This window comes from Streptomyces sp. NPDC051563, assembly GCF_044454225.1.
Classification (GTDB): domain Bacteria; phylum Actinomycetota; class Actinomycetes; order Streptomycetales; family Streptomycetaceae; genus Streptomyces.
Genome location: NZ_JBITDL010000021.1, coordinates 112,772 through 134,203, shown reverse-complemented (window position 1 = coordinate 134,203; position 21,432 = coordinate 112,772). Strand labels below are relative to the sequence as shown.

At 74.0% G+C, this 21,432-nt stretch carries 15 protein-coding genes; 10 read left to right on the top strand and 5 right to left on the bottom strand.

Features of this window, described 5'->3' with window-relative positions; all coding sequences use genetic code 11:
• Window positions 1-13 precede the first annotated feature (13 nt).
• From ACIA8F_RS25240 to ACIA8F_RS25210, 7 genes are all read left to right on the top strand, one after another.
• Window positions 14-1,792 (top strand): phosphate ABC transporter substrate-binding protein PstS, encoded by a 1,779-nt coding sequence (locus ACIA8F_RS25240; RefSeq protein WP_399382034.1) that lies wholly within the window; start codon window positions 14-16, stop codon window positions 1,790-1,792.
• Entirely contained in the window at window positions 1,792-4,503 is a 2,712-nt protein-coding gene (locus tag ACIA8F_RS25235; protein ID WP_399382033.1) for a hypothetical protein, read from the top strand. The genes ACIA8F_RS25240 and ACIA8F_RS25235 overlap by 1 nt, the downstream gene beginning before the upstream one ends.
• A 231-nt stretch (window positions 4,504-4,734) precedes the next feature.
• Window positions 4,735-5,730, top strand: coding sequence for a hypothetical protein (locus tag ACIA8F_RS25230; protein ID WP_399382032.1), 996 nt, complete (start codon window positions 4,735-4,737; stop codon window positions 5,728-5,730).
• A 38-nt stretch (window positions 5,731-5,768) separates the two neighbouring features.
• Window positions 5,769-7,343, top strand: a complete 1,575-nt coding sequence (locus ACIA8F_RS25225; protein WP_399382030.1) for an Ig-like domain repeat protein — start codon at window positions 5,769-5,771, stop codon at window positions 7,341-7,343.
• A gap of 134 nt (window positions 7,344-7,477) precedes the next feature.
• Window positions 7,478-9,466, top strand: coding sequence for a WxL protein peptidoglycan domain-containing protein (locus tag ACIA8F_RS25220; protein ID WP_399382029.1), 1,989 nt, complete (start codon window positions 7,478-7,480; stop codon window positions 9,464-9,466).
• A 100-nt stretch (window positions 9,467-9,566) separates the two neighbouring features.
• Window positions 9,567-10,466, top strand: a complete 900-nt coding sequence (locus ACIA8F_RS25215; RefSeq protein WP_399382028.1) for a sortase — start codon at window positions 9,567-9,569, stop codon at window positions 10,464-10,466.
• Between the two features lie 11 nt (window positions 10,467-10,477).
• Window positions 10,478-11,296: a phosphate ABC transporter ATP-binding protein gene (locus tag ACIA8F_RS25210; RefSeq protein ID WP_399382027.1), complete on the top strand. Its 819-nt coding sequence runs from the start codon at window positions 10,478-10,480 to the stop codon at window positions 11,294-11,296.
• 30 nt (window positions 11,297-11,326) lie between these two features.
• Here ACIA8F_RS25210 and ACIA8F_RS25205 read toward each other — a convergent pair whose 3' ends face one another.
• From ACIA8F_RS25205 to ACIA8F_RS25195, 3 genes are read right to left on the bottom strand one after another with little or no spacing between them, the layout of a single operon-like run.
• On the bottom strand, window positions 11,327-12,088 hold the full coding sequence (locus ACIA8F_RS25205; RefSeq protein WP_399382026.1) for a hypothetical protein: 762 nt from the start codon (window positions 12,086-12,088) through the stop codon (window positions 11,327-11,329).
• Window positions 12,089-12,113: 25 nt separating this feature from the next.
• Window positions 12,114-14,240, bottom strand: a complete 2,127-nt coding sequence (locus ACIA8F_RS25200; protein ID WP_399382024.1) for a PQQ-binding-like beta-propeller repeat protein — start codon at window positions 14,238-14,240, stop codon at window positions 12,114-12,116.
• Window positions 14,237-16,432 (bottom strand): protein kinase, encoded by a 2,196-nt coding sequence (locus ACIA8F_RS25195; protein ID WP_399382022.1) that lies wholly within the window; start codon window positions 16,430-16,432, stop codon window positions 14,237-14,239. The genes ACIA8F_RS25200 and ACIA8F_RS25195 overlap by 4 nt, the downstream gene beginning before the upstream one ends.
• Before the next feature lie 165 nt (window positions 16,433-16,597).
• On the opposite strand from ACIA8F_RS25195, the gene ACIA8F_RS25190 reads away from it, so the two are divergent.
• On the top strand, window positions 16,598-17,212 hold the full coding sequence (locus tag ACIA8F_RS25190) for a hypothetical protein (RefSeq protein WP_399382021.1): 615 nt from the start codon (window positions 16,598-16,600) through the stop codon (window positions 17,210-17,212).
• A gap of 18 nt (window positions 17,213-17,230) precedes the next feature.
• Here the strand turns inward: ACIA8F_RS25190 and ACIA8F_RS25185 are convergent, their stop codons facing one another.
• A complete protein-coding gene (locus ACIA8F_RS25185) occupies window positions 17,231-19,276 on the bottom strand; it encodes a sigma-70 family RNA polymerase sigma factor (RefSeq protein ID WP_399382019.1) in 2,046 nt (681 codons plus the stop codon).
• Window positions 19,277-19,280: 4 nt separating this feature from the next.
• A complete protein-coding gene (locus tag ACIA8F_RS25180) occupies window positions 19,281-19,604 on the bottom strand; it encodes a YciI family protein (RefSeq protein WP_399382018.1) in 324 nt (107 codons plus the stop codon).
• Window positions 19,605-19,773: 169 nt separating this feature from the next.
• Here ACIA8F_RS25180 and ACIA8F_RS25175 point away from each other — a divergent pair, with 169 nt between their 5' ends.
• Complete coding sequence (locus tag ACIA8F_RS25175) at window positions 19,774-20,499, top strand: DUF998 domain-containing protein (protein ID WP_399382017.1); 726 nt, start codon at window positions 19,774-19,776, stop codon at window positions 20,497-20,499.
• A 201-nt stretch (window positions 20,500-20,700) separates the two neighbouring features.
• Window positions 20,701-21,297 (top strand): hypothetical protein, encoded by a 597-nt coding sequence (locus ACIA8F_RS25170; RefSeq protein WP_399382015.1) that lies wholly within the window; start codon window positions 20,701-20,703, stop codon window positions 21,295-21,297.
• The last annotated feature ends 135 nt before the right edge of the window (window positions 21,298-21,432 follow it).

The window sequence follows — 21,432 nt, the reverse complement described above, 5'->3', positions numbered from 1 at the left end:
AGGAGAGTTACCCATGCCCGGACGACCCCCGGCATACCCCGTGCGCGCCCCTTCGGGCGAGCGCGCACCCGCCCGGCGCGGCCGCCTCCTCGGCCGCGGACTCGCGCTGCTCCTGGCGGCGCTGGCCGTGGCCCTGCCCGGCGCGGTACCGGCGGCCGCCGAGAGCTACGTACCGGTGTCCGGCGCGGGTTCCACCTGGAGCCAGAACGCCCTCGACCAGTGGCGGGCCAACGTCAAGCAGTACGGCATGACGGTCAACTACAGCGGTACGGGATCGTCCGACGGCCGCAACCAGTTCCGCAACGGCACCGTCGACTTCGCGGTCTCCGAGATCCCCTACGGGATCAAGGACTCGGGGGTCGTGGACCCGCCGCCCGCACGGAAGTTCGCCTACATGCCCATCGTCGCGGGCGGCACGGCCTTCATGTACAACCTCAAGATCGGCAACCGCCGGGTCACCAACCTCCGCCTCTCCGGCGAGAACGTCGCCAAGATCTTCACCGGCGTGATCACCGCGTGGAACGACCCGGCGATCAAGGCCGACAACCCGGGCCTCGCCGCCTCCCTCCCCGCCCGCAAGATCGTCCCCGTCGTCCGCTCCGACGGCTCGGGCACGACGGCCCAGCTGACCAAGTGGATGAGCACGCAGCACGGAGGCCTGTGGGACGCCTACTGCGGCAAGGCCGGCCGCTCCACCCCCTGTGGGCAGACGTCCAACTTCCCGACCATCGCCGGCCGCGGGTTCGTCGGCCAGTCCGGCTCCAACGGCGTCTCCGGCTACGTGGCCCAAGAGGGCAACATCGGCACCATCACCTACGTGGAGTACTCCTACGCGGTCTCCACGACGGGCTTCCCGGTCGTCAAGGTCCTCAACAAGTCGGGCTACTACACCGAGCCCACCGCCCAGAACGTCGCCGTCTCCCTCGGCAGGGCGCAGATCGACCCCGCCGACCTCACCCAGAAGCTGGAAGGGGTCTACGCGGGCGACGACCAGCGCACCTACCCGCTCTCCAGCTACAGCTACATGATCATCCCGACGGCGCAGGAATCGAACTTCAACCCGCAGAAGGGCAAGGCGCTGGGCGCCTTCGCCTACTACTTCCTCTGCGAGGGCCAGCGCTCCGTCGACCGGCTCGGCTACTCGCCGCTCCCCATCAACCTCGTCCAGGCCGGCCTGGAGCAGGTGCGTCGCATCCCCGGGGTGACCGTGGCGAACATCGACATCAAGAACTGCCGCAACCCCACCTTCTCGGCCGACGGCAGGAACACCCTCGCGGAGACCGCTCCGATGCCCGCCGCCTGCGACAAGCAGGGCCCGACCCAGTGCGAGACCGGCACCGGCGGCAACAAGACGCCGACCCAGACCGGCAGTTCGGGCGGCGGCGGGGCGGCCTCCGGCGGCGCCACCGGCGGCGCGGCCACCGGCGGTACGGGAGGCAGCGGGGCCGCGGGCTCCGGCGGGGCCACGGGAGGCTCCGCGGGCGCGGCCGCCTCGGGCGGCTCCGGCGGAGCCGTCGGCGGGAGCGGCGCGGCAGCCGCCGCCGGCGGTACGGGTGACGGCAGCGGCGGCGCGGACGGCGGCGGGGGAGTGGACCCGGTCACCGGACAGCCCCTCGCGGCGGGCGCGGCCGACCTGTTCGGGATCCCCGTCACCACCTCGACCGGCATCGGCGGGACCCTGCAGACCGTCCTGATGGCGCTCGGCGCCCTGCTCCTGCTGGCCGTCACGGTCGCCCCGCCGCTGCTCACCCGGCGCCTGATGCGGCGCAGCCGCACGGGAGGCGGTTCCTGATGCACGAGCCGCTGCGCACGCCGCCGCGCAACACGTCGGCCAAGCGCCGGATCCGGCTGCTCTTCGGGGCGCTCTGCCTCGTGCTGCTCCCCGTGGTCGCCACCTCCGGGCCCGGCGGCCTGGGCCCGCAGACCGCGTACGCGGCCGGCGGGGAGGGCTCCGAGGTCACCGTGTCCGGGACCGGCGAGTTCGCCGACCTCAAGGTGACGGTCGGCCAGACCCGCAACCTCGTCGGCCAGGTCGTCAAGATCTCCTGGACCGGCGGCAAACCCACCGTCTCCGACACCGCCTACAGCGCCGACTACCTCCAGATCATGCAGTGCTGGGGCGACGAGCCCACCGGCCCCGGTGCCGACCAGTGCCAGTTCGGCGGTTCCTCCGCCCTCGGCGCGGGCGCCGGCAGCCAGGCCGGCGCCTACACCAACACCCGCCAGCTCAACTACGGCACGGGCCTCCAGGACGCGGAACACCAGCCGCTGCCGCCCGCCACCCCGAGCGGGATCTCGTACGCCCCCTTCCGCGCGGTGGGCGGGGACCCGGTCAGCCCGGGCAACTGGAACGAGTTCTACGACGTCAACAGCACCAACGAGGTCCCCTACGCCCGCACCAACGCCCGCGGCGCCGGCGAGGTGTGGTTCGAGGCCCAGACAGCCGTCGAGGCCCCCGGGCTCGGCTGCGGCTCCGCGGTCACCGGCCCCCAGGGCGCCGTCGGCGGACGCGGCTGCTGGCTGGTGATCGTGCCGCGCGGCGAGAAGGAGGTCGACGGCAGCCCGTACACCGCACAGTCCGGCGGGCAGCTCCAGTCCTCCCCGCTCAGCCCGGCCAACTGGAAACAGCGCATCGTCGTCCCGCTCGGCTTCGAACCCCTCGGCAGCTACTGCCCGATCGGCGCCGAGGAACGCGGCACCCTCGGCAGCGAGATGGCCGCCGAGGCCGTCACCCGCTGGCAGCCCGCCCTGTGCCAGACCGGCGGCAAGGCCATCTACGGATACGCCCAGGTCCCCGACGAGACCGCCCGCGTCAAACTGCTCTCCGGCACCCCAGGCCTGGTCTTCCTCGGCCGGCCGGCGCCCGCCGACCCCGTCCGCAAGCCCGTCTACGCACCCGTGGCCCTCTCCGGCATCACCATCGGCTTCTTCATCGAGAGCCAGGCCGGATTCCAGGCCCCCGCCGAGGTCAGGGCCCGCAACGGAACCCGGCTCGGCGCCCTGCGGCTGACCCCGCGGCTGGTGGCGAAGCTGCTGACCGAGTCCTACCAGGACGGCAACTCGCGCTTCGCCGAAAGCACCGCGAAGAACCCGGCGAACCTGGGCCACGACCCGGAGTTCATGCGGCACAACCCCGGATACGCGGGGCTGGACTTCGGCGGAAAGCTCGGGGACGCCCTGGTTCCGCAGCCGCTCGCCGACACCACCCGCCAGCTGTGGGAGTGGGTGGGCCGGGACCCGGCCGCGCGGGAGTTCCTCGACGGCACCCCCGACAACGCGGGCGCCCACGGGGACGCCTCGTACGCCGGCATGGCCGTGAACCCGAACTACCGGGGGCTGGCCCTGCCGTTGGACACCTTCCCCAAGAGCGACCCGTACTGCCAGCCCTTCCCGCTGGAGCACCCGGAGTCCCCGCTCTGCATCCAGGACAAGCACCCCTACGCCACCGACATGCACGCCGCCGCGCGCGCCGCGAGCCGCGGGGACACCCTGGCCCGCACCTCCTGGGACGCCACGGCCACCCCGCCCACGTACAAGAAGGACCCGCCGCAGCCCGCCGGTTCGCGCGCCGTGCTCGCCGTCACCGATACCGCCACCGCCGACCGCTACGGCCTGGTGCGCGCCGAACTCCTCAACGCGGGCGGCGCGTTCGTGGCCCCCGAACCGGCCGCGCTGATCGCCGCCGCGAACGCCCGCAAGGCCGGGGCCGACGGGATCAGTTCACCCGACCCGGCGGCCGCGGACCCGGCGGCGTACCCGCTCACCGTCCTCACCTACGCCGCCACCGTGCCCGCCGACCTCACCGGGGCGGAGGGCCGGGACTACGGCGCCATGCTGGCCTACGCGGCCGGCCCGGGGCAGACCCCCGGCGTGTCCGCGGGCAGCCTGCCGCACGGCTACGCCCCGCTGCCGGAGGCCCTGCGCGCCCAGACCCGGGCCGCGGCGCAGAAGGTGAGCACCGAGGCGGGCCGGAAGCCGGCGCCGGAGCCCACGGCCCCGGCCCCGGACCCGGGCACCGCGGGCGGTACGCCGTCCGGCACGGGCGGGCCTGCCGCCGGCGGCTCCGGTCCGGCCGGTACGGGGACCTCCGGCATCGGGGCCTCGACGGCGGGCGCCGGCTCAGCGGCGGGCGGCGCGGCCGCAGCCGGCCCCGCGGCGGCCCCGCCCGGCGCCTCGGCCACGGCCACGGGAGCCGCGGGAGCCTCGGGCGCCACCGGCACCTCGGGCGCCCCGGCCGCACAGGCGGCGGGGACCACCCCGGACTGGGCCGTCGGAGCCATCCGCAACGTCCTGCTGATCTGCCTCGTGGTCGGCGCCCTCGCCGCCTTCGCGGGACCGGTGCTCCCGCGGTTCCTGCCCGGGGCCCTGCTCCGGCTGCGCTCGCTGCGCGGCGCTGCGGGGGGAGCGGCCGCGGCGTCCGGCGGGCCCGCGGACCTTCCGGCGGACTGGGCGACCCACAAGAAGGCCGGCCCGAGGGACTGGAGCCCGCCGGACCCGGACTGATTCCCGCATCCCGTCCCGGCACCGCACGGACGAGCACCCCGCGGACGACCACCGCACGGACATGCACCGCATGGACGTGCCCCGCACGAACGTGCATCGCACCGACGAGTGTCACGCGACGAAAGGAGGTGATGCCCGGCGACAACCGTCCGACCAATCCGCGCCAACGGAATTCCATCCCACGCGCGCCGGGCACCACCCGCGCGCAGCCTAGCTGAGGGGTCATCCCAAGTGAACAAGAAGAAAATCGCCTTCGGCGTCTCGGCCGTCGCTCTCGCGGCCACCATCGCCGCGGCCGGCCTCGCCGCCGCCGACCCGTCGGGCCCGCCGCCGTACCGCCAGCTCTCCGGCGTCGGCTCCGACACCACGCAGGACGTCATGAACGGCCTGGCCGCGGCCATCACCGTGAACGGCCAGAAGGTCATCGGCTCCTACGACGCCACCGGCTCCGCCAACATCACCACCAAGGACCCGGCGGTCAACGCGAACTGCACCCTCGCCCGCCCCAACGGCTCGGGCGCCGGCCGCTCCGCGCTGCTCACCTCCCTCCAGGCGAACAACGGCTGTCTGGACTTCGCCCGGTCCTCCTCGCTGAACCTGGCGGCGGCGGCGCCCGGCCTGACCTACGTGCCCTTCGCGGTCGACGGCGTCAGCTACGCCATCACCCCCGGTTCGGCGATCCCGCGCAAGCTGACGCTCGCCGACCTGAAGGCGATCTACCACTGCGACCCGAACTACGTAGGTACCGGCCCCAATTACGCCATGACGGTGTACCTGCCGCAGGCCGGCTCGGGCACCCGCAGCTTCTGGGAGTCCCAGATGGGGATCACGGACGCCGATGTCGTCGCGGGCGTCTACCCCTGCATCAAGGACAAGAAGGGCACCACCCCGGTGCAGGAGCACGACGGCCGCCTCCTCGACGACAAGTCGATCGTGCCGTTCTCCATCGCCCAGTACCAGTCGCAGTCCTCGCAGACGATCGCGGACCTGCGCGGCCGCGCCATCCTCGGCACGGTCGACGGCACGGCGCCTACCGTCCTCAACAGCGGGTTCGGCGTGAAGCGCGACGTCTACAACGTGATCCCGACCGGCAAGGTCGCCACGGCGCCGTGGAGCACCGTCTTCGTCGGCCCCAACTCCGAGATCTGCAAGCAGACCTCGGTGATCAACACGTACGGCTTCGCCACCAGCCCGAACTGTGGCGACACCACCAAGCAGACCCCCTGACCCTGATCGCCGCCCGAGCTTCACATTCTGGAGACGTTGTGCTGAAGAACAGAGTTTTGCGGACCATGGCCCTGGGGGTCGCCGCCGTGACCACCGCCTTCGCGGCGGGTCTGGCCGGGGCGGGCGCCGCGTACGCCGCCCCGATCGGCACCCTCGAGATCAACCCGGCGACCGGTGCGGACACCTCCGGCATCGCCTTCACCACCTCGGCCGCCTGCCCGGCCAACGCCACCAACGTGCTGGTGAAGGTGGACGGTTCCGGCTTCCCGGCCGAGGGCCTGAACGTGGTCGGCAACTCGCCCATCGCGACCTACCCGACCGCCGCCAACGGCGGCATGGTCATCCCGCTGACCTCCACCATGCGGGACTACGCCAGCCAGGCGGGCTTCACCACCCTGCAGGGCAAGTACGAGTTCACCGTGATCTGCCGGACCGCCTTCAACGGCACCAGCCTCGGCGACTACACCGGCGCGATCTGGTTCACCTCGAACACCACCTACCAGAACACCGACCCGGCGGTGAAGACCGACACCGTCACCTCCCTCGCGGTCACCCCGGCCGGTCCCGCGCAGGCGGGCACCCCGGTCACCCTCACCGCGGGCGTCACCCCGGCCGGCGCCGGCGGCACCGTACAGTTCAAGGACGGCGCGGCCGACCTGGGCACCCCGGTCACCGTGAACAACGGCACCGCGGCGCTCACCACGTCCAACCTGACCGCGGGCACGCACGGCCTGACGGCCGTCTTCACGCCGGCGAGCGCCTCGTACAACGGCTCGGCCTCCTCCGCCGTCTCCTACGTGGTCACGGCCGTCCCGGCCACGACGACCACCACCGCCCTGGCCGTCTCCCCGGCCGGCACCGCGCCGCAGTTCAGCCCGGTGACCCTGACCGGCACGGTCACCCCCGCGGGCGCGGCGGGCGCGGTGAAGTTCACCGACACCGTCGGCGGCTCCACCGTCACCCTGGGCACCGTCCCGGTGGCGGGCGGCACCGCGGTGCTGAACACCAGCAGCCTCCCGGTGGGCAACCACTCCTTCACCGCCGTGTTCGTCCCGGCCGACGCCGGCGCCTTCCTGGGCTCCGACTCGGGCGCGATCCCGTACGTGGTGGGCGCCTTCACCGGTGTCTCCGCCTCCGAGACGATCACCACCACCGTCACCTCGGGCGCGCTGGCCATCAGCGTCGCCAACCCGCAGGTCACCCTGCCCTCGCCGGTGCTCAACTCCGACGGGGACCTGCTGACCACGGCCGGTTCCATCAACCCGGTCACCCTCACCGACACCCGCGCCGGCAACCCGGGCTGGACCGTCAGCGGCCAGGTCACCGACTTCTCCGACGGTGCCACCCACGCCATCAACGGCCAGAACCTGGGCTGGAGCCCGAAGCTCGTCGACAAGGCGCCCGCGCAGACGGTGACGCCCGGCTCCGCCGTCCCCGCCGCGCACGGAGCGGCCGCCGCCGACTCCGGCACGGCGGGCCTCAAGTCCGCCCGCACGCTCGCCAACGGCACCGGCCTCGGCACCGCGCACGTCACCGCCGATCTGGCGCTGAACGTCCCGACCTCCACGGTGGCCGGCACGTACTCCGCCACCCTCACGCTCACCGCCATCTGATCCAGGCATGAGCCCCGGGCCGGAGCGGCCCGCCTTCCCCGCGGCCCGCTCCGGCCCGCCCCTGACGCCTGGACCCACCGCACCCCCGACGCCTGGACCCACCGCACCCCTTCCCCGGATCGGACGCCCGAGCCATGAACCCCACCGCCCCCGCCGCCCGGCGCGGCCGCCGCCCCGGCGCGCAGGCCGCGGCCGCCCCCGTCCTCGCCCTCCTGCTCGCGCTGCTCGGGCTGGTCCTCGTGGCACCGGCCCAGGCCGCTCACTCGGCCCCGGCCGCTCCCGGCGAGGACCGCAAGTCCACCTTCGGCGTACAGCCGGCCGGGCCGAAGGGGCCCGACGCGCGGCCCCACTTCTCCTACGGGGTCACCGGCGGAGCCACCACGCGCGACCGGATCGCCGTCTGGAACTACGGCGAGGAACCGCTCACCCTCGCCGTCTACGCGAGCGACGCGGTCAACACCCTCGACGGCGGCTTCGACCTGCTCCCGGCCGGCCGGGCCCCGAAGGACGCGGGCAGCTGGATCAAACTGGAGAAGGACACGGTGACCGTCCCGCCCAAGGGCAACGTCATCGTCCCCTTCACCGTCACCGTCCCCCGCGAGGTCACCCCCGGGGACCACACCGGAGGCATCGTCGCCTCGCTCGCCGCCGGAGCCCAGGACGGCCAGGGCAACAAGGTCAAGCTCGACCAGCGGGTCGGTGCCCGCGTCTACGTCCGCGCCGCCGGGACCCTCACCCCGCGCCTGGAGGTCCAGCAGGTCGCCGCCACGTACGCAGGATCCGCGAACCCCTTCTCCGAAGGCTCGGCGACGGTCACCTACACCCTGCGCAACACCGGCAACGTACGGCTCGGCGCCCGGCAGGCCGTACGCGTCAACGGCCTGTTCGGCACCTCCGTCACCGCGGACGGCGCGAAGGACCTGGGCGACCTGCTGCCCGGCACCTCGCTGACGATCACCGCCAAGGCCGACGGGGTGGCCCAGGTGCTGCGGTCCTCCGCCGTGGTCTCCGTCCAGCCCGTCGCCGCCCGCGACGGAGTGGACCCCCAACTCCCCTCCCTGACCCGTTCGGTGTCGCTGTGGACGGTCCCGTGGGCGCTGCTCGCGCTGCTCCTCGTGATCACCGGGGGCGGGCTGTGGGTGTGGCGCCGCAGGCGCCTGGCCCGGGCCGCGGCCGCCGTTTCGGCCCGCCGGCGCACCACCTCCGCCCCCCAGGACACGAACGAACGCCAGAACGCCAAGAAGGAGCCCCTCGTGCAGTTCACCCGCCTGACCCGTCTCAGCCGTCCCGGCCGGCGCTCCGCGGCAGGCGCCGCGACCGCGGCCGCCGCCCTCGTGGGCCTGGCCCTGACCGTTCCGACGGCGGCCCACGCCGCCCCGGCCGGCTCGGCGAAGATCAACCCCGCCACCGGCACTGACGGCAGCAGCATCGACGTGACCACGTCGGCCGCCTGCCCGGAGCCCTCCACGAACATCCTGGTCACGGTGGCCGGCAAGGGCTTCCCGGCCGAGGGCCTCAACGTGGTCGGCAACTCGCCCATCAGCACGTACCCGCCGGCGGCATCGGGCGGCATCAGCGTCCCGCTGACGATGACCATGCGGGACTACGCCAGCCAGGCCGGTTTCACCACCCTCGAAGGCCGCTACGACCTGACGGTCGTGTGCCGCAAGGCCTTCGGAACGGACACCTACGGGACGTTCGCCGCCTCCCTGTGGTTCACCTCCACCACCGAGTACCGCACCACGGACCCGGCGACCGGGAACCCGACGCCGACCCCGACGCCCACCCCGACGCCGAGCCCGACTCCGACGGCCACACCCACCCCCACGCCGACGCCGACCCCCTCCGACTCGGCGTCCCCGACCCCGACCCCGACCGAGTCCGCCTCCCCGTCCGCATCGGCCACCACGGGGACGACCACGAGCGGCGGCAGCAGCGTCGGCGTCTCCACCAACGTCTCGGGCGGAGCCGCCGGCGGATCCGGCGGGCCCGGCGGCGGCCTGGCCAACACCGGCGCCGACGCCACCGCGGTCGGCCTGCTCTCCGCGGGCCTCGTCGTCACCGGCGGCGGGCTCGTCTGGTGGGCCCGCCGCCGCGGCCTGCTGACCTTCGCGGGCAACTGACCTCCACGGCCGACCTCCACGGCCGGCCGACCGCACCCGCCGCATCCCCGCAGCACCCGCACCCGCACCCGCACCCACATCCGCGTTCGGAGAAGACACGATGACAGCCACCTCCACCCCGCCGGTGGACGTGCGCCCCGACCCCGCCGGAGCCCCCGAGGCCCCGGCGGGGCGTACGGGCCCACCCGGCCTGTGGGCCACCGGCGCGGCCCTGGCCATCCTGGGCGCCCTGCTCCTCGGCTTCGTCGCGGAAGTGGGCCCGCTCGGACACCTCCGGCACGAGCGGGACCGCCGGGTGGGGTACGCACAGCTGCGGGAAGGGCTCGCCAACGCCACCGCGCCGCTGGGGCCGACCGAGCCCGGTACCCCCGTCGCCCTGCTGGAGATCCCGCAGATCGGACTGCGCGAGGTGGTCCGCGAGGCGACCACCTCCGGGGTACTGGCCTCCGGGCCGGGCCACCGGCGCGACACGGTCCTGCCCGGCCAGCCCGGAACGAGCATCCTCATGGGCCGCCAGGCGGGCTACGGCGGCCCCTTCGCCCACATCGCGGACCTGGAGCGCGGGGAGACCTTCCTGGTCGTCACCGGCCAGGGCGAGCACACGTACAAGGTGCTGGGCGTCCGCCGCGCGGGCGACCCGCAGCCGGCCCGGCCCACCGGGGACGCGGCCCTGCTCACCCTGATGACCGCCGACGGGACCCCGTACATGCCCGACGGCGTGGTCCACGTCGATGCCCAACTCACCACGCCCGTGCAGCAGTCCGGCGGGCGCACCCCGGGGCGGCTGGCCGCGGACGAGGCCCCCCTCGCAAGCCAGACCTCGGCCTGGTTCCCGCTGGTCCTGTGGGCGCAGGCCCTGCTGCTCGCCGCCGCGGCACTGGCCTGGGCGCGGATCCGCTGGGGCCGCGCGCACACCTGGCTGGTCGGCTTCCCGGTGCTGGCCGCCCTCGGCCTGGCGCTGGCCGACCAGGCCGCCCTCCTCCTGCCCAACCTCCTGTGAACGAGGCCGTGATGACCACGCAGACGCTCCCCCTTCCCGCGCTTCCCGCGACCGGCGCCTCCACCCTCGACGCCCGCGACATCTCGGCGTGGTTCGGCGGCCGCAAGGTCCTCAACCGGGTCTCCCTGTCGATGCCCGGCGGCCAGGTCACGGCCCTGATCGGCCCCTCGGGCTGCGGGAAGTCCACCTTCCTGCGGATCCTGAACCGGATGCACGAGCTGATCCCGGGCGCCGAACTGGCCGGCGAGGTGCTCCTCGACGGCGAGGACGTCTACGCCCGCGGCCGCCGCCTCACCGACGCCCGCCGCCGGATCGGCATGGTCTTCCAGAAGCCCAACCCCTTCCCCGCGATGTCGGTCTACGACAACGTCACGGCCGGCCTCAAGCTGACGGGCACCCGTGCCTCGGCGGCGGAGAAGGACGAGCTGGTGGAGGAGTGCCTCACCAAGGCCGGGCTGTGGAAGGAGGTCCAGGACCGGCTGCGCCAGCCGGGCGGCGCGCTCTCCGGCGGCCAGCAGCAGCGCCTGTGCATCGCCCGCTCCCTCGCGGTCCGGCCGCGGATCCTGCTCATGGACGAACCCTGCTCGGCCCTGGACCCCACGTCCACGCGCCGCATCGAGGAGACCGTCCGCGAGCTGGCCGACGAGGTCACCATCGTGATCGTGACGCACAACATGCAGCAGGCGGCCCGGGTTTCCGACCAGTGCGCCTTCTTCCTCGCGGAACAGGGCACGCCCGGCCAGATCGTGGAACACGGCCCCACGCAGGCCATGTTCTCCACCCCCGCCGACCCGCGCACCTCGGACTACGTCCAGGGCCGCTTCGGCTGACCCCCCGCCCCCGCCGGCCGGATACCCCGTTCACGGCGTCGTGAGCGTGGCGAGTGCGTCCTTGGCACAGGCGATGGCGGCCGCCTCGGCGATGTCGCGGGGAATGTTCTTGACGGTCAGGCCGGAGGAGGTGAATCCGGAGTACTCGACGCCGATGAGCGCGTTCTTCTGGAGCACCGAGAGGCTGACACGGCCACTGCTGCCGTAGTCGGTGTAGAGGAGGGTGGCCTTGTCGCCGAGGCCGGGCACGGACCGGTCGTCGGTGATCTTCGCGCCGGTGGTGGTCGCCGTCGTGCGGTCGAGGGTCAGGGTCTCCTGGTAGATGCTCTCGGCCGACGGGGACAGCACGATCTCGACCTCCATGTCGGCGTAGCCGGCCTGCTTGCTCGTCCAAGTCCCTCTCGACGAAGCCCCACCACTGCTTGGCGACGCGATGCAGGTGGCCCCCTTGATGTGGCGCTCGACCGTCTCAGGCCGCAGCAGCGCACAGCCGTCGACCAGCGTGGTGTGGGGCTGGGTCGGCGGAGCGCCGGTCGCGGTCACCCCGGCGGCCGGTGCGGCGGCCGGGGCCGGGTCGGTGAGGTTGGCGACCAGGCTCAGCGCGAGGGCGATGGCGCCCGCCCCGGCGGCGAGGCCGGCGAGCAACCAGGTCCACCGCCGGGCGGGGCCGACGGGGCGCAGGTCGGCCGGATCCGGGAGGGTGGCCGGGGTGGGCTGCTCCGGCAGCACGCGGGTGGGTGGCACGGTCGGCAGGTGTTGGCGCGCGGGCGGGGTGTCCTCGGTGTCGGCCATCTCGTGGTGAACCCTTCGGATGCGGTCAGCTGCTGGGCAGGTGATAGGCGGTCAGCGTCGTCCCGTAGCCGACCAGCAGGGCCGAGTCCTGGAGCAGGACCTGCGGGTCGTCCGGCTGCCGGGCGAAGGTCTGCTGCCACTGGCGGGCACCGTCGCCGGCGGTGAGGGCCTGCAGGGTGATCCCGCCGGCGGTGGTGGGTGCGGTGAGGAGGACCAGCTTCCCGGAGGAGCCCCGCACGGTGGCAGCGCCCTGGGGGGACGGCCGGGTCCAGATGGTGCGCCCGGTGCGCAGGTCGGTACCGGACGCGCCCCGTGGTCCGCCGAGGACGAGCACCCCTGCGGCGTCGGCGCTCCCGTCGACGGGGCCCGTGTGCCGGCCGCTCCAGAGCGGGGCGCCCTGGGCGGGGTCGAACGCCGCCGTGGCGACCGGGTAGTCCGGGGGCGTCATGTATGCGGGGGGTACGCAGGTGAGCACGCCCTGGCGGAGGGAGAGCGCGGTCCGGAAGTCGACGTAGGACGCGTTCGCGGCGGCCTGTGACAGACCGCTGGGACGGCTCCATACGGTGGAGCCGTCCTTGCCGTCCACCGCGGCGAGGGCCAGGTCCGGGGTGAGGGCGTACAAGGTGCTGCCGGTCGGCGGCGCGTACAGGTCCTGGGCGTCGAGTGACCAGCGCTGCCGCCCGGTCGCGCGGTCGAGTGCGGTGAAGCGGACCGTGCCGCTCGTGATCCGGTCGGAGAGGAGCATGAGGACCAGCAGATCCGCCGAGGCCATGCCCTGAAGGCGGAAGATGGTGCCGAGCGCGGGGCCGGTCCAGAGCGTGCTCCCGCCGTTCGCGTCGTAGGCGTGCAGCGCGCCGCCCTGACCGGTGACCAGCAGCAGGCCGGGCATCGGCAGGGCCACCGACTGTGCGCCCGGAGCGGCGTCGGCCGAACGCCAGAGCGTCGTGCCGTCGCGGGCGTCGCGCGCCTGCACCACGCCGGCCGAATCGACGGTCCACACCCGGCTGCCGTCGCCGACCGGGAGGATGCCGGTATCCGCGGTACTGCTCCACAGCGTGCGCCCGTCGGTGCGGGCGTAGCCGGCCGCCCCGGTGCGGTCCGCGCACACCACCGCCTCCGGTCCGCAGCCGACGGGGGCCATGCCGGCCCGGGGGAGCGTGACCGACCAGGTCTTCGGGGGCCGGCTGCCGTCCTGACCGGGCCACAGTGCCCGGGCGGTGCCTCCCGTGGCGGTCGTGGCGAGCAGGGCTCCGCCGAGGAGGAGCAGGCGGCGCCGGGTGCCGTTCGGGTCCTTGAGCACCCGGGCCAGGTCCCGTTCGCGGCGGCGCACGGTCCGCTCGGCCTCGCCCATCCAGTCGGTGCCGACCGCCGGACCGTACCGGAAGGCCGCGGCGAGTTCGGCCGGTGCGGGCCGTCGGGCCGGGTTCCGGTCCAGGCAGCGCACCAGCAGCCCCACCAGTTCCGGTGGTGCTCCGTCGAGGTCCGGGGGCTCCTCGGCGGAGCGGTAGACCAGTACCGCGGCCGGCCCCTCGCCGAAGGGCGGACGGGCGGTGGCGGCGTAGGCCAGGACGGCGCCGAGCGAGAACAGGTCACTGGCGGGGGTGAGTTCCTCACCCGCCGCGTGTTCGGGAGACATGAACCCGGGGGTGCCGACGAGCTCGCCGCCCGCCGTGGGCAGCGCGTCGGCCGTCGGCTTGCTGATGCCGAAGTCGATGACCCTCGGACCGTCCCGGGTGAGCAGGATGTTCGAGGGCTTCAGGTCGCGGTGGATGATCAGGGCACGGTGGATCGCGGTCAGCGCCTCCACCAGCCCCGCCGCCAGTACCTGCAACGCGGACCCGGTGAGCGGGCCGTGTCGCGCCACGGCCTCGTGCAGCGACGGGCCCGTGACGAACTCCGTTGCCAGCCAGGGAATGTCCGCCTCGGTGTCGGCATCCACCACCGCCACGGTGTAGGCCCCGTTGACCGCCCTGGCCGCCGCCACCTCCTGGGTGAACCTGCGCCGGAAGCCGGCGTCGGCCGCGTACTCCTGCCGCACGGTCTTCACCGCGACGGGACGTCCGCTGTCGGTGGTGGCCAGGTAGACGTCGCCCATGCCGCCCGCGCCGAGCCTGCGCAGGGCGCGGTACGGCCCGATGGTCCGCGTGCTCATGCGGCGCTTGCGCGGAACGCGCGCAGCGTGGTGGCGGACCCGCAGAAGAGCGTTCCGCCCTTGGCCGCGGTGGTCCACATGCCCTCGTCGGAGGGGGCCTTCGCCACCCAGCGGATCGTGCCGTCGGCGGCGTCCAGGACGGCCGCGCCGGAGGATCCGTCCTGCAGGGGCACGGCGAAGAAACCGTCTCCGGCCGACGGTGCGTGATGGTCCGTTCCCATCCCGGTCGCCGCACCCACGGTGGTGTGCCACAACCCCTTGCCGGTCGTGACGTCCAGGCAGTAAGCGGTGCCCTCGTTCCCGGAGAGCAGCAGTCGGCCGGCGCCGAGCGCGCAGCCGAAGACCGTCTGCGGGACGGCGGGAGCCGTCCAGCGATGCCGCCCGGTGGCCGGGTCCAGAGCGGTGACCGCGAGGCCGTGCACGAGCACTAGCAGCTCGCCGGTGCGCAGCAGCCGCGTGGGTACCCCGGGATTCCCGGATGCGAGGCCCGTGACCTGCCAGCGGGGCGCGCCGGTGCGCAGGTCCACCGCGTGGATGACGTTGCCGTCCTCGTAGTAGCAGCGGCCGTCGGCGACCAGGCCCATCGAGCTGCCGGAACCGCTCAGTCTTTGCTCCATCTCGCGGGCTGTGAACACGGCCAGGTTCTGGGTGATCTCCTGCTGCCAGAGCACTGCCCCACTGCTCAGCTCGGTCCCGGTCACGACTCCACCGCCGGTGGTGGAGGTCTGACGGGCGAGCACCACCGTCCGGCCGTCCGCGCCGAAGGTCCGCAGGCTCATCGCGGCGTTGCCGAGCTGATCGGCGGGCACGGTCAGCGGGCCCTGGTGGCTCTCGCCCCCGGAGTTCAGCCACACCAGGTTCGCGAAACCCGGGGACGTCCCGTAGATCAGGTCGTCCTGCACCTGGAAGCACTGCACGTCCTGCCGGGACCAGGCCTGACGCCCCGTTGCCCCGTCGTAGGCGACCGCGCCCTGCCCCTGGCTCCACCACACCGGGGTGGCACCCAGCACGGACAGCTGGTGAGTGATCGTCACGCCGCTCACCGGAGCGCTCCACAGCGGCGCCGGAGCGGCAGGCGGCGTACCGGAATCCGCCGCTTCGGGGCCCCACGCGTCGACGTCCTTGCCCACCGGAGTCCGGCCACCGGCCCGGCGGGCGCTACGGGTGAGCAGCAGTGGTACGCCGACGGCGCCGGCCACTCCCGCGCCGAGGCCGGCGCCGAGCCCCAACAGGCCGCGGCGGCTGAGCGAGTGCCACGTCCGCACCGGCAGCGCGGGCGGATCGGCCGGCGGTGCGCCCAGGTCGGCTTCGGCCTGCCGTTCCCGGGCGTCGAGGTCGGCGAGCAGCCACGGGCTCAGCAGCGCCGCCGGATCGGCCGGGGCCAGTGCGGCGAGCACCGCCGGCGCGGTGGGGCGCCGGGCGGAGTCCTTGGCCAGGCAGGAGGCCACCAGGGGGAGCAGCGAGGCCGGTACTCCGGTGAGGTCCGGCTCCTCGTACACCACCCGCCGGTTGACGTGCGCGGGTTCACCGTCGCCGAACGGCGTGCGCCCGGTGAGCGCGTAGACCAGGAGGCAGCCGAGCGAGAACACGTCGGCCGCGGCGGTGGTGGCGGAGTCGGCGACGATGCGTTCGGGGGCGACGTACCCGGGCGTGCCGCACACCATGCCGGTCCGGGTCAGGTGCACGGCGTCGAAGGCGCGGCTGATCCCGAAGTCGATGACGCGCGGACCGTCCCGCGCGATGAGCACGTTGCCCGGTTTGAGGTCACGGTGCACCACCCCCGCCGCGTGGATCGCGGCCAACGCCTCGGCGAGGGCCGCGCCCAGGGCCCGGGTCCCCGCTTCGCCGAGGGTGCCGAACCGCAGGACCGCCTCGCCGAGGTCCGGCGCGGGCAGGTAGGACGTGGCCATCCAGGGACGGCGACCGCGCGCTTCCGCATCCACCACGGGCGGCGTGTGGAAGCCGGTCACCCGCCGTGCGGCCTCGACCTCCTGCCGGAAGCGGCGCTGGAACTGCGGGTCCTCGGCGTACTCGGCCCTGATCACCTTCACCGCGAGCAGTCGCAGCCCGGGTGACCGGGCCAGGTAGACCTCCCCCATCCCGCCCGAGCCCAGCTGCCGCAGCAACTGGTGCGGGCCCACGAACACGGCCTTCTGCTTGCCTAAGCCGTCGGTGCTCCTGTCGCCGGCCACCAAGCCTCCCCCGAATGCGGCGCCGTCCTCACGGACGGACACAGTGACACGTACACATCATCCTGTGGTTCCCTTTCGCACACGTGGCCACGGTCCGGTGCGGACCGCCGCCCTCGACTTCGTGAACTCCCTGACAGGCGGCCGCCCCTTCGTGAGGATGCCCGTATGGCAGACAACGCAGAGCTCTACGCTCTGATCGGCGTGGTCGGGGGAGCCGTACTGGGTGCGGGGGCCACCCTGTTCTCGTCGGCGCTGCAGACCAGAACGGCGGAACGCATCCGACGGCGCTCGCGTGCCGAGGAGGAGCTGCGCCGGCTCATCGCCTTGCGCAAGAGCACCCGCGAGGCGCTGAAGTGCCTGTCGGACGCGGTGGAAGGCCTGGAATCCGGCCGGCCGGACCCCAGGGACACCTTCATGGCCGGCTGGCAGGTGGCACGCAACGCCGTCACGGAGGCGGCGGACATGACCACGATCGACGGACTCCGCCTCGCGCAGTCCGCCGCCAGCATGGAGGCCATGCGCGGGCTGCGGCAGCGCCCGAGCCGATGGAGGTGGCCCCGCCGAAGCGGGCCGGGCCCCTCCCAGGGCAGCCCGGGCATCGTCATCTCCCTGGACGCGGCCGGCTTCGCCGTGGGCGAGGCCCTTCGCGCCCGGGACCTCGGCACCGCCCTGGGCCCGGAGGACAGGCGGCGGCTGCGGGAGCTGGTGACGCGTGCGGAGGAGGCCCGGTCCGCACTGCTGGCCACCCTCCTGGACCGGATGGAAGCCCTCCAGGGCTGAACGGCCGGACGCGACCCTTCAGGCGTCCTCCCCCTGGAGGCGGCGGGAGCCCTGCGCCGTATCCCGATCTCGCGGACCGGGTTTGAGGCGGCGCAGGGTGTAGCCCTCGTGGGCCGGGTCCAGGGGCCTGGTGGCCTGCTTGAAGAGGTACTCGGCCCGTTCGTAGGACAGGCGGCGCCGGCCCGTCTCCGGGCACAGGTCGGCCGGACCGGGAGGCCGGGCCGGTCCCGGCCGCCGCTCGGAGAGGAACAGCGGGCCCCGGGTGCGGCCGGCCAGCAGAGGGGGCAGGAGGCGGGCCGTCCCGGAGCGCCAGCTCACCCAGGTCCGGCCGGCGCGGGCCCGGCGGTCCTCAAGGTCCAGGTCCTCCACGTTCAGGGACAGGACGGTCTTCACCCCCGCCGCCGATTCGTGCAGGAGCCGCCACAACGTCCGCTCCCGCAGCGGCACTTCGGGGTCCTCCCACAGTGCGTCGAGCCGTACGGGGTCCAGTGCGGGCGCCCGGAGGCGGGTCCCGGGGCGCCGCTCCAGGCCGGCCGCGAGGTCGTCGAGGCCGGCCCAGGCGCCGAAGGAGCGTACGGCCGAGCGGTGCCGGTTCCAGGTCCCGGCCGCCGCACCGCCCCAGGCGGCCGTGCACACCCGGGCCACCTCGCCGGCCGTCAGCCCGGACAGCGGCGCGGCGTCGCCGAGGTCCAGGCGCAGCCGCCGCATGGTCTGGCCGTACGAGCGCACCGTCGCCGCGTCCAGATCCGCCCGGGCCAGGAAGGCCTCCGCGGCCCCGCCGAGGGCAGGACCCGGCGGCTGACCGCCCGGGCCGCCGGGGGCGGGCACCTCCTGCGCGCGCCGGTTCAGGAAGGCGCGCTCGGCGGCGTTCCTGGCGAGCGCCGCGGCCCGGAGGAACTCCAGCCGCGCCTCCGGGCCGCGGCCCAGGCGCAGCAGCAGGTCGCCCCGCACGCTGGGGAGGAGGTGGTAGTCGCGGAGCACGGGATCGGCGACCAGGGAGTCGACCAGATCGAGGCCGGCCTGCGGCCCGTGCGCCATGCCGAGGGCCACCGCCCGGTTGAGCTGGACCACCGCCGTCGGCAGCAGTCGCGCCAGGGCCCCGTACAGGGCCGCGATCTGCACCCAGTCGGTCTCCTCGGCGGTGCGCGCCTGCGCATGGCACACGGCGATCGCCGCTTGCAGCACGTACGGGCCGGGGACCCCGCCGGCCTCCCGCGCACGCAGCATCGCGGTGAAGCCGCGCCGGACGAGCAGCCGGTCCCAGCGGCCCCGGTTCTGCTCGTGGAGCTGGACGGGCTCGCCCGCGGGCCCGGTGCGCGCCGCCGCACGGGAGGCCTGGATCTCCATCAGGGCGACCAGGCCGTGCACCTCGGCCTCCCGCGGCGCCAGCTCGGCCAGCAGCCGGCCCAGCCGGAGCGCTTCGAGGCAGAGCCCCGGGCGCATCAGATCGTCGCCGGAGGTGGCCGAGTACCCCTCGTTGAAGATCAGGTAGATGACCTCCAGTACCGAGGACAGCCGCTCGGGCAGCTCCGAGTCCTCCGGCAGGTCGAAGGGCACGCGGTGCTCCGCCAGTGTCCGCTTGGCGTCGGCGATGCTCCGGGTGACGGCGGCAGCCGTGAGGAGGAAGGCCCGTGCGATCTCCTCGGCCGTCAGACCCCCCAGCAGCCGGAGCGTGAGCGCCGCACGGTCCCGGGTCGGCAGCACGGGATGGCAGGAGAGGAACATCAGGCGCAGGACGTCGTCCTGCTCGGGCTCCTGCCGGTCCGGCCCCTCCTGCTGCTCCTCCAGGTCCGCCCGCTCGCGGGCGAGCCGCCCCTGCTTGTCCGCGAGCAGCCGGGAGCGCCTGATGTGGTCGACCGCCCGCCGTTTGGCGGTGGTCGTCAGCCAGGCGCCGGGGTTGTCCGGGACCCCGGCGTCCGGCCACTGTTCGAGCGCGGCGACGAGCGCGTCCTGGGCCAGCTCCTCGGCCAGGCCCACGTCGTGCACCAGGCGCGTCAGTGTGGCGATGATCTTGGCCGATTCGAGCTTCCAGACCGCGTCGACCGTCCGCGAGATGTCGGGCACGGAATCAGGGGCCGAAGACCTGCTGGACCACGCTCTCGCCGTCACCGACGATCCTGCGGAAGCGGCGGGCCAGCTCGATCGCCTCCTCCCTGGAGCGGACCTCGATCAGCGCGAAACCGGCCACGGCCTCCTTGGCCTCGGTGAACGGCCCGTCCGTCACGGTGATCTCCTCACCGGCGGAGGCCACCAGGATGCCGCCCGGTTCCAGGCCGCCCGTGGCCAGCAGGACGCCGGCCGCGGTCAGCTCCTCGATGAACTTCCCCATCTCGGCGTACAGCCGCTCGTCGGGGGCGGTGTCGGAGGGCTTCGTCGTCATCAGGTAGCGCATGGGGACTCCTCGTCTCGCGGTGCCGAGCTGCTGCCCGCACCTTGCCTACACGTCGAACGGCCGATGTGACAGGGAACGCGCCGATTCCCTGTCACATCGGCCGTTCGACGTAGCAGCGAGAACCGAACCAGAGCCCAGCCGCCCGAGACGAACCCGAGAGGTACCCGCCATGACTGCCCAGACCCCCGCTCAGACCCGGATCCCGACGCCCGCCGGCACCGTCTCCTCCGCTCCGTCCTCGGCCCCGTCCCCGTCCCCGTCCTCCCGAACCTCCGCCGTCACCCGCTCCCTCCTCGCCTGTGCGGTCGCGGCCTCCCCGCTGTGGGCCTTCGTCTCCCTGACCCAGGCCGCGACCCGCCAGGGCTTCGACATCACCCGCCACCCGCTGAGCGCCCTGAGCAACGGCAGCCTCGGCTGGCTCCAGATCACCAACTTCCTGCTCGCCGGAGCCCTCCTCGCCCTCGGGGCCGGCGGCCTGCGCCGGGCCCTGCGCGGAACCCCGGGAGGCACCTGGGCGCCGCGCCTGGTTCGGATCGCCGGCATCGGCATGATCGCCGCGGGAGCCTTCGTCATGGACCCGCTCGACGGGTTCCCCCTGGGCGCCCCCTCCGCGGAGACCGCCACGCTCACCTGGCACAGCTACGCCCACTTCGCCGCCGGGTCGGTCACCTTCACCTCGCTGATCGCCGCCTGCTACGTCCTGGGCCGGCACTTCGGCCGCGCAGGGAACCGCCGGTACGCGATCGCCTCCCGGATCGCCGGTACGGCCCTCCTGCTCGGCAACGGCTGGGCGATGAGCGGTGGCCGGGCGGGCACCTTGACCCTGGCCGTCGGAGCCGTCACGGCGATGCTCTGGGTCTCCGTGGTCGCGTACGGCAAGCGCCGGGGCATCTGACCTCACGGGTCCTCCCGGCCTTTTAACCGCTGGTGCGGAGGGTGTCAAGTCCCGAGTTTCCGGAACATGACCCGGATGCCCCGCCCGGGGCTTACTTGAGGCAGAAGGAAGAGACGGAAAGCCTCTCCAAGGAATTCCTCCTCTCCCCGAATTACCTCACCGTCCCGGATATCCGGGACACGTAACCCATAGGAGAAGGTCATGAACCGTAAGACTCGCACCAACAACGTCGTCCGCACCAACCGTCGTGGATTCCGCTTCGCGACCCTGGTCGCATCGGCCGCCATGATCTCGGGAGGGGTTCTCATTCCGGCCTCCATGGCGACGGCGGCTCCGGCCCCCGCCCACGTGGCCACCGCTCTCCCGGCCGCCGGTGGCGCCGGAGGGGACGGCGGCGAGGGCGGCGGCGGCTTCATCGGCGGCGGTGGCGGCTCCGGCGGCTCCGGCGGGGGCAGCGTCCTCGGTACCGGCGGCGCCGGTGGCAACGGAGGAAAGGGCGGCAACGGCGTCCTCTCCGGCGGCGGTGGCGGCGGCGGCGGTGGCGGCGGTGAAGGCGTCATCGGCGGCAAGGGCGGCAACGGCGGTGGCGGTGGCAGCGGCCTCTTCGGTGGCAGCGGCGGCAACGCCGGCAACGGCGGCGACGGGCTTCTGGTCGGCGGCAACGGCGGTAAGGGCGGCCGGGGCGGCGACGGCGTCTTCCAGGGCGGCAACGGCGGCAAGGGCGGCAAGGGCGGCTTCGGCGGCCTGTTCGGCGGCCTCGGCGGCGCCGGTGGCACCGGAGGCATCAGCATCTTCTGATCCTTCGGCACCGCACCTAGCTCGACGGGGGTGGGGGGCCGGCAGGCCGCCCCCCCCCCCCCCCCCCCGGAAACCCGGCGTCAGTCCAGATACCCGGCCAGCCCGGCGAACCCGAACCGTGGACCCCCCAGCTAC

Coding starts and splice junctions, on each gene's coding strand:
- ACIA8F_RS25240 (WP_399382034.1), top strand. CDS start 14: ATGCCCGGACGACCCCCGGCATACCCCGTGCGCGCCCCTTCGGGCGAG.
- ACIA8F_RS25235 (WP_399382033.1), top strand. CDS start 1,792: ATGCACGAGCCGCTGCGCACGCCGCCGCGCAACACGTCGGCCAAGCGC.
- ACIA8F_RS25220 (WP_399382029.1), top strand. CDS start 7,478: ATGAACCCCACCGCCCCCGCCGCCCGGCGCGGCCGCCGCCCCGGCGCG.
- ACIA8F_RS25215 (WP_399382028.1), top strand. CDS start 9,567: ATGACAGCCACCTCCACCCCGCCGGTGGACGTGCGCCCCGACCCCGCC.
- ACIA8F_RS25210 (WP_399382027.1), top strand. CDS start 10,478: ATGACCACGCAGACGCTCCCCCTTCCCGCGCTTCCCGCGACCGGCGCC.
- ACIA8F_RS25205 (WP_399382026.1), bottom strand. CDS start 12,088: ATGGCCGACACCGAGGACACCCCGCCCGCGCGCCAACACCTGCCGACC.
- ACIA8F_RS25200 (WP_399382024.1), bottom strand. CDS start 14,240: ATGAGCACGCGGACCATCGGGCCGTACCGCGCCCTGCGCAGGCTCGGC.
- ACIA8F_RS25190 (WP_399382021.1), top strand. CDS start 16,598: ATGGCAGACAACGCAGAGCTCTACGCTCTGATCGGCGTGGTCGGGGGA.
- ACIA8F_RS25180 (WP_399382018.1), bottom strand. CDS start 19,604: ATGCGCTACCTGATGACGACGAAGCCCTCCGACACCGCCCCCGACGAG.
- ACIA8F_RS25175 (WP_399382017.1), top strand. CDS start 19,774: ATGACTGCCCAGACCCCCGCTCAGACCCGGATCCCGACGCCCGCCGGC.
- ACIA8F_RS25170 (WP_399382015.1), top strand. CDS start 20,701: ATGAACCGTAAGACTCGCACCAACAACGTCGTCCGCACCAACCGTCGT.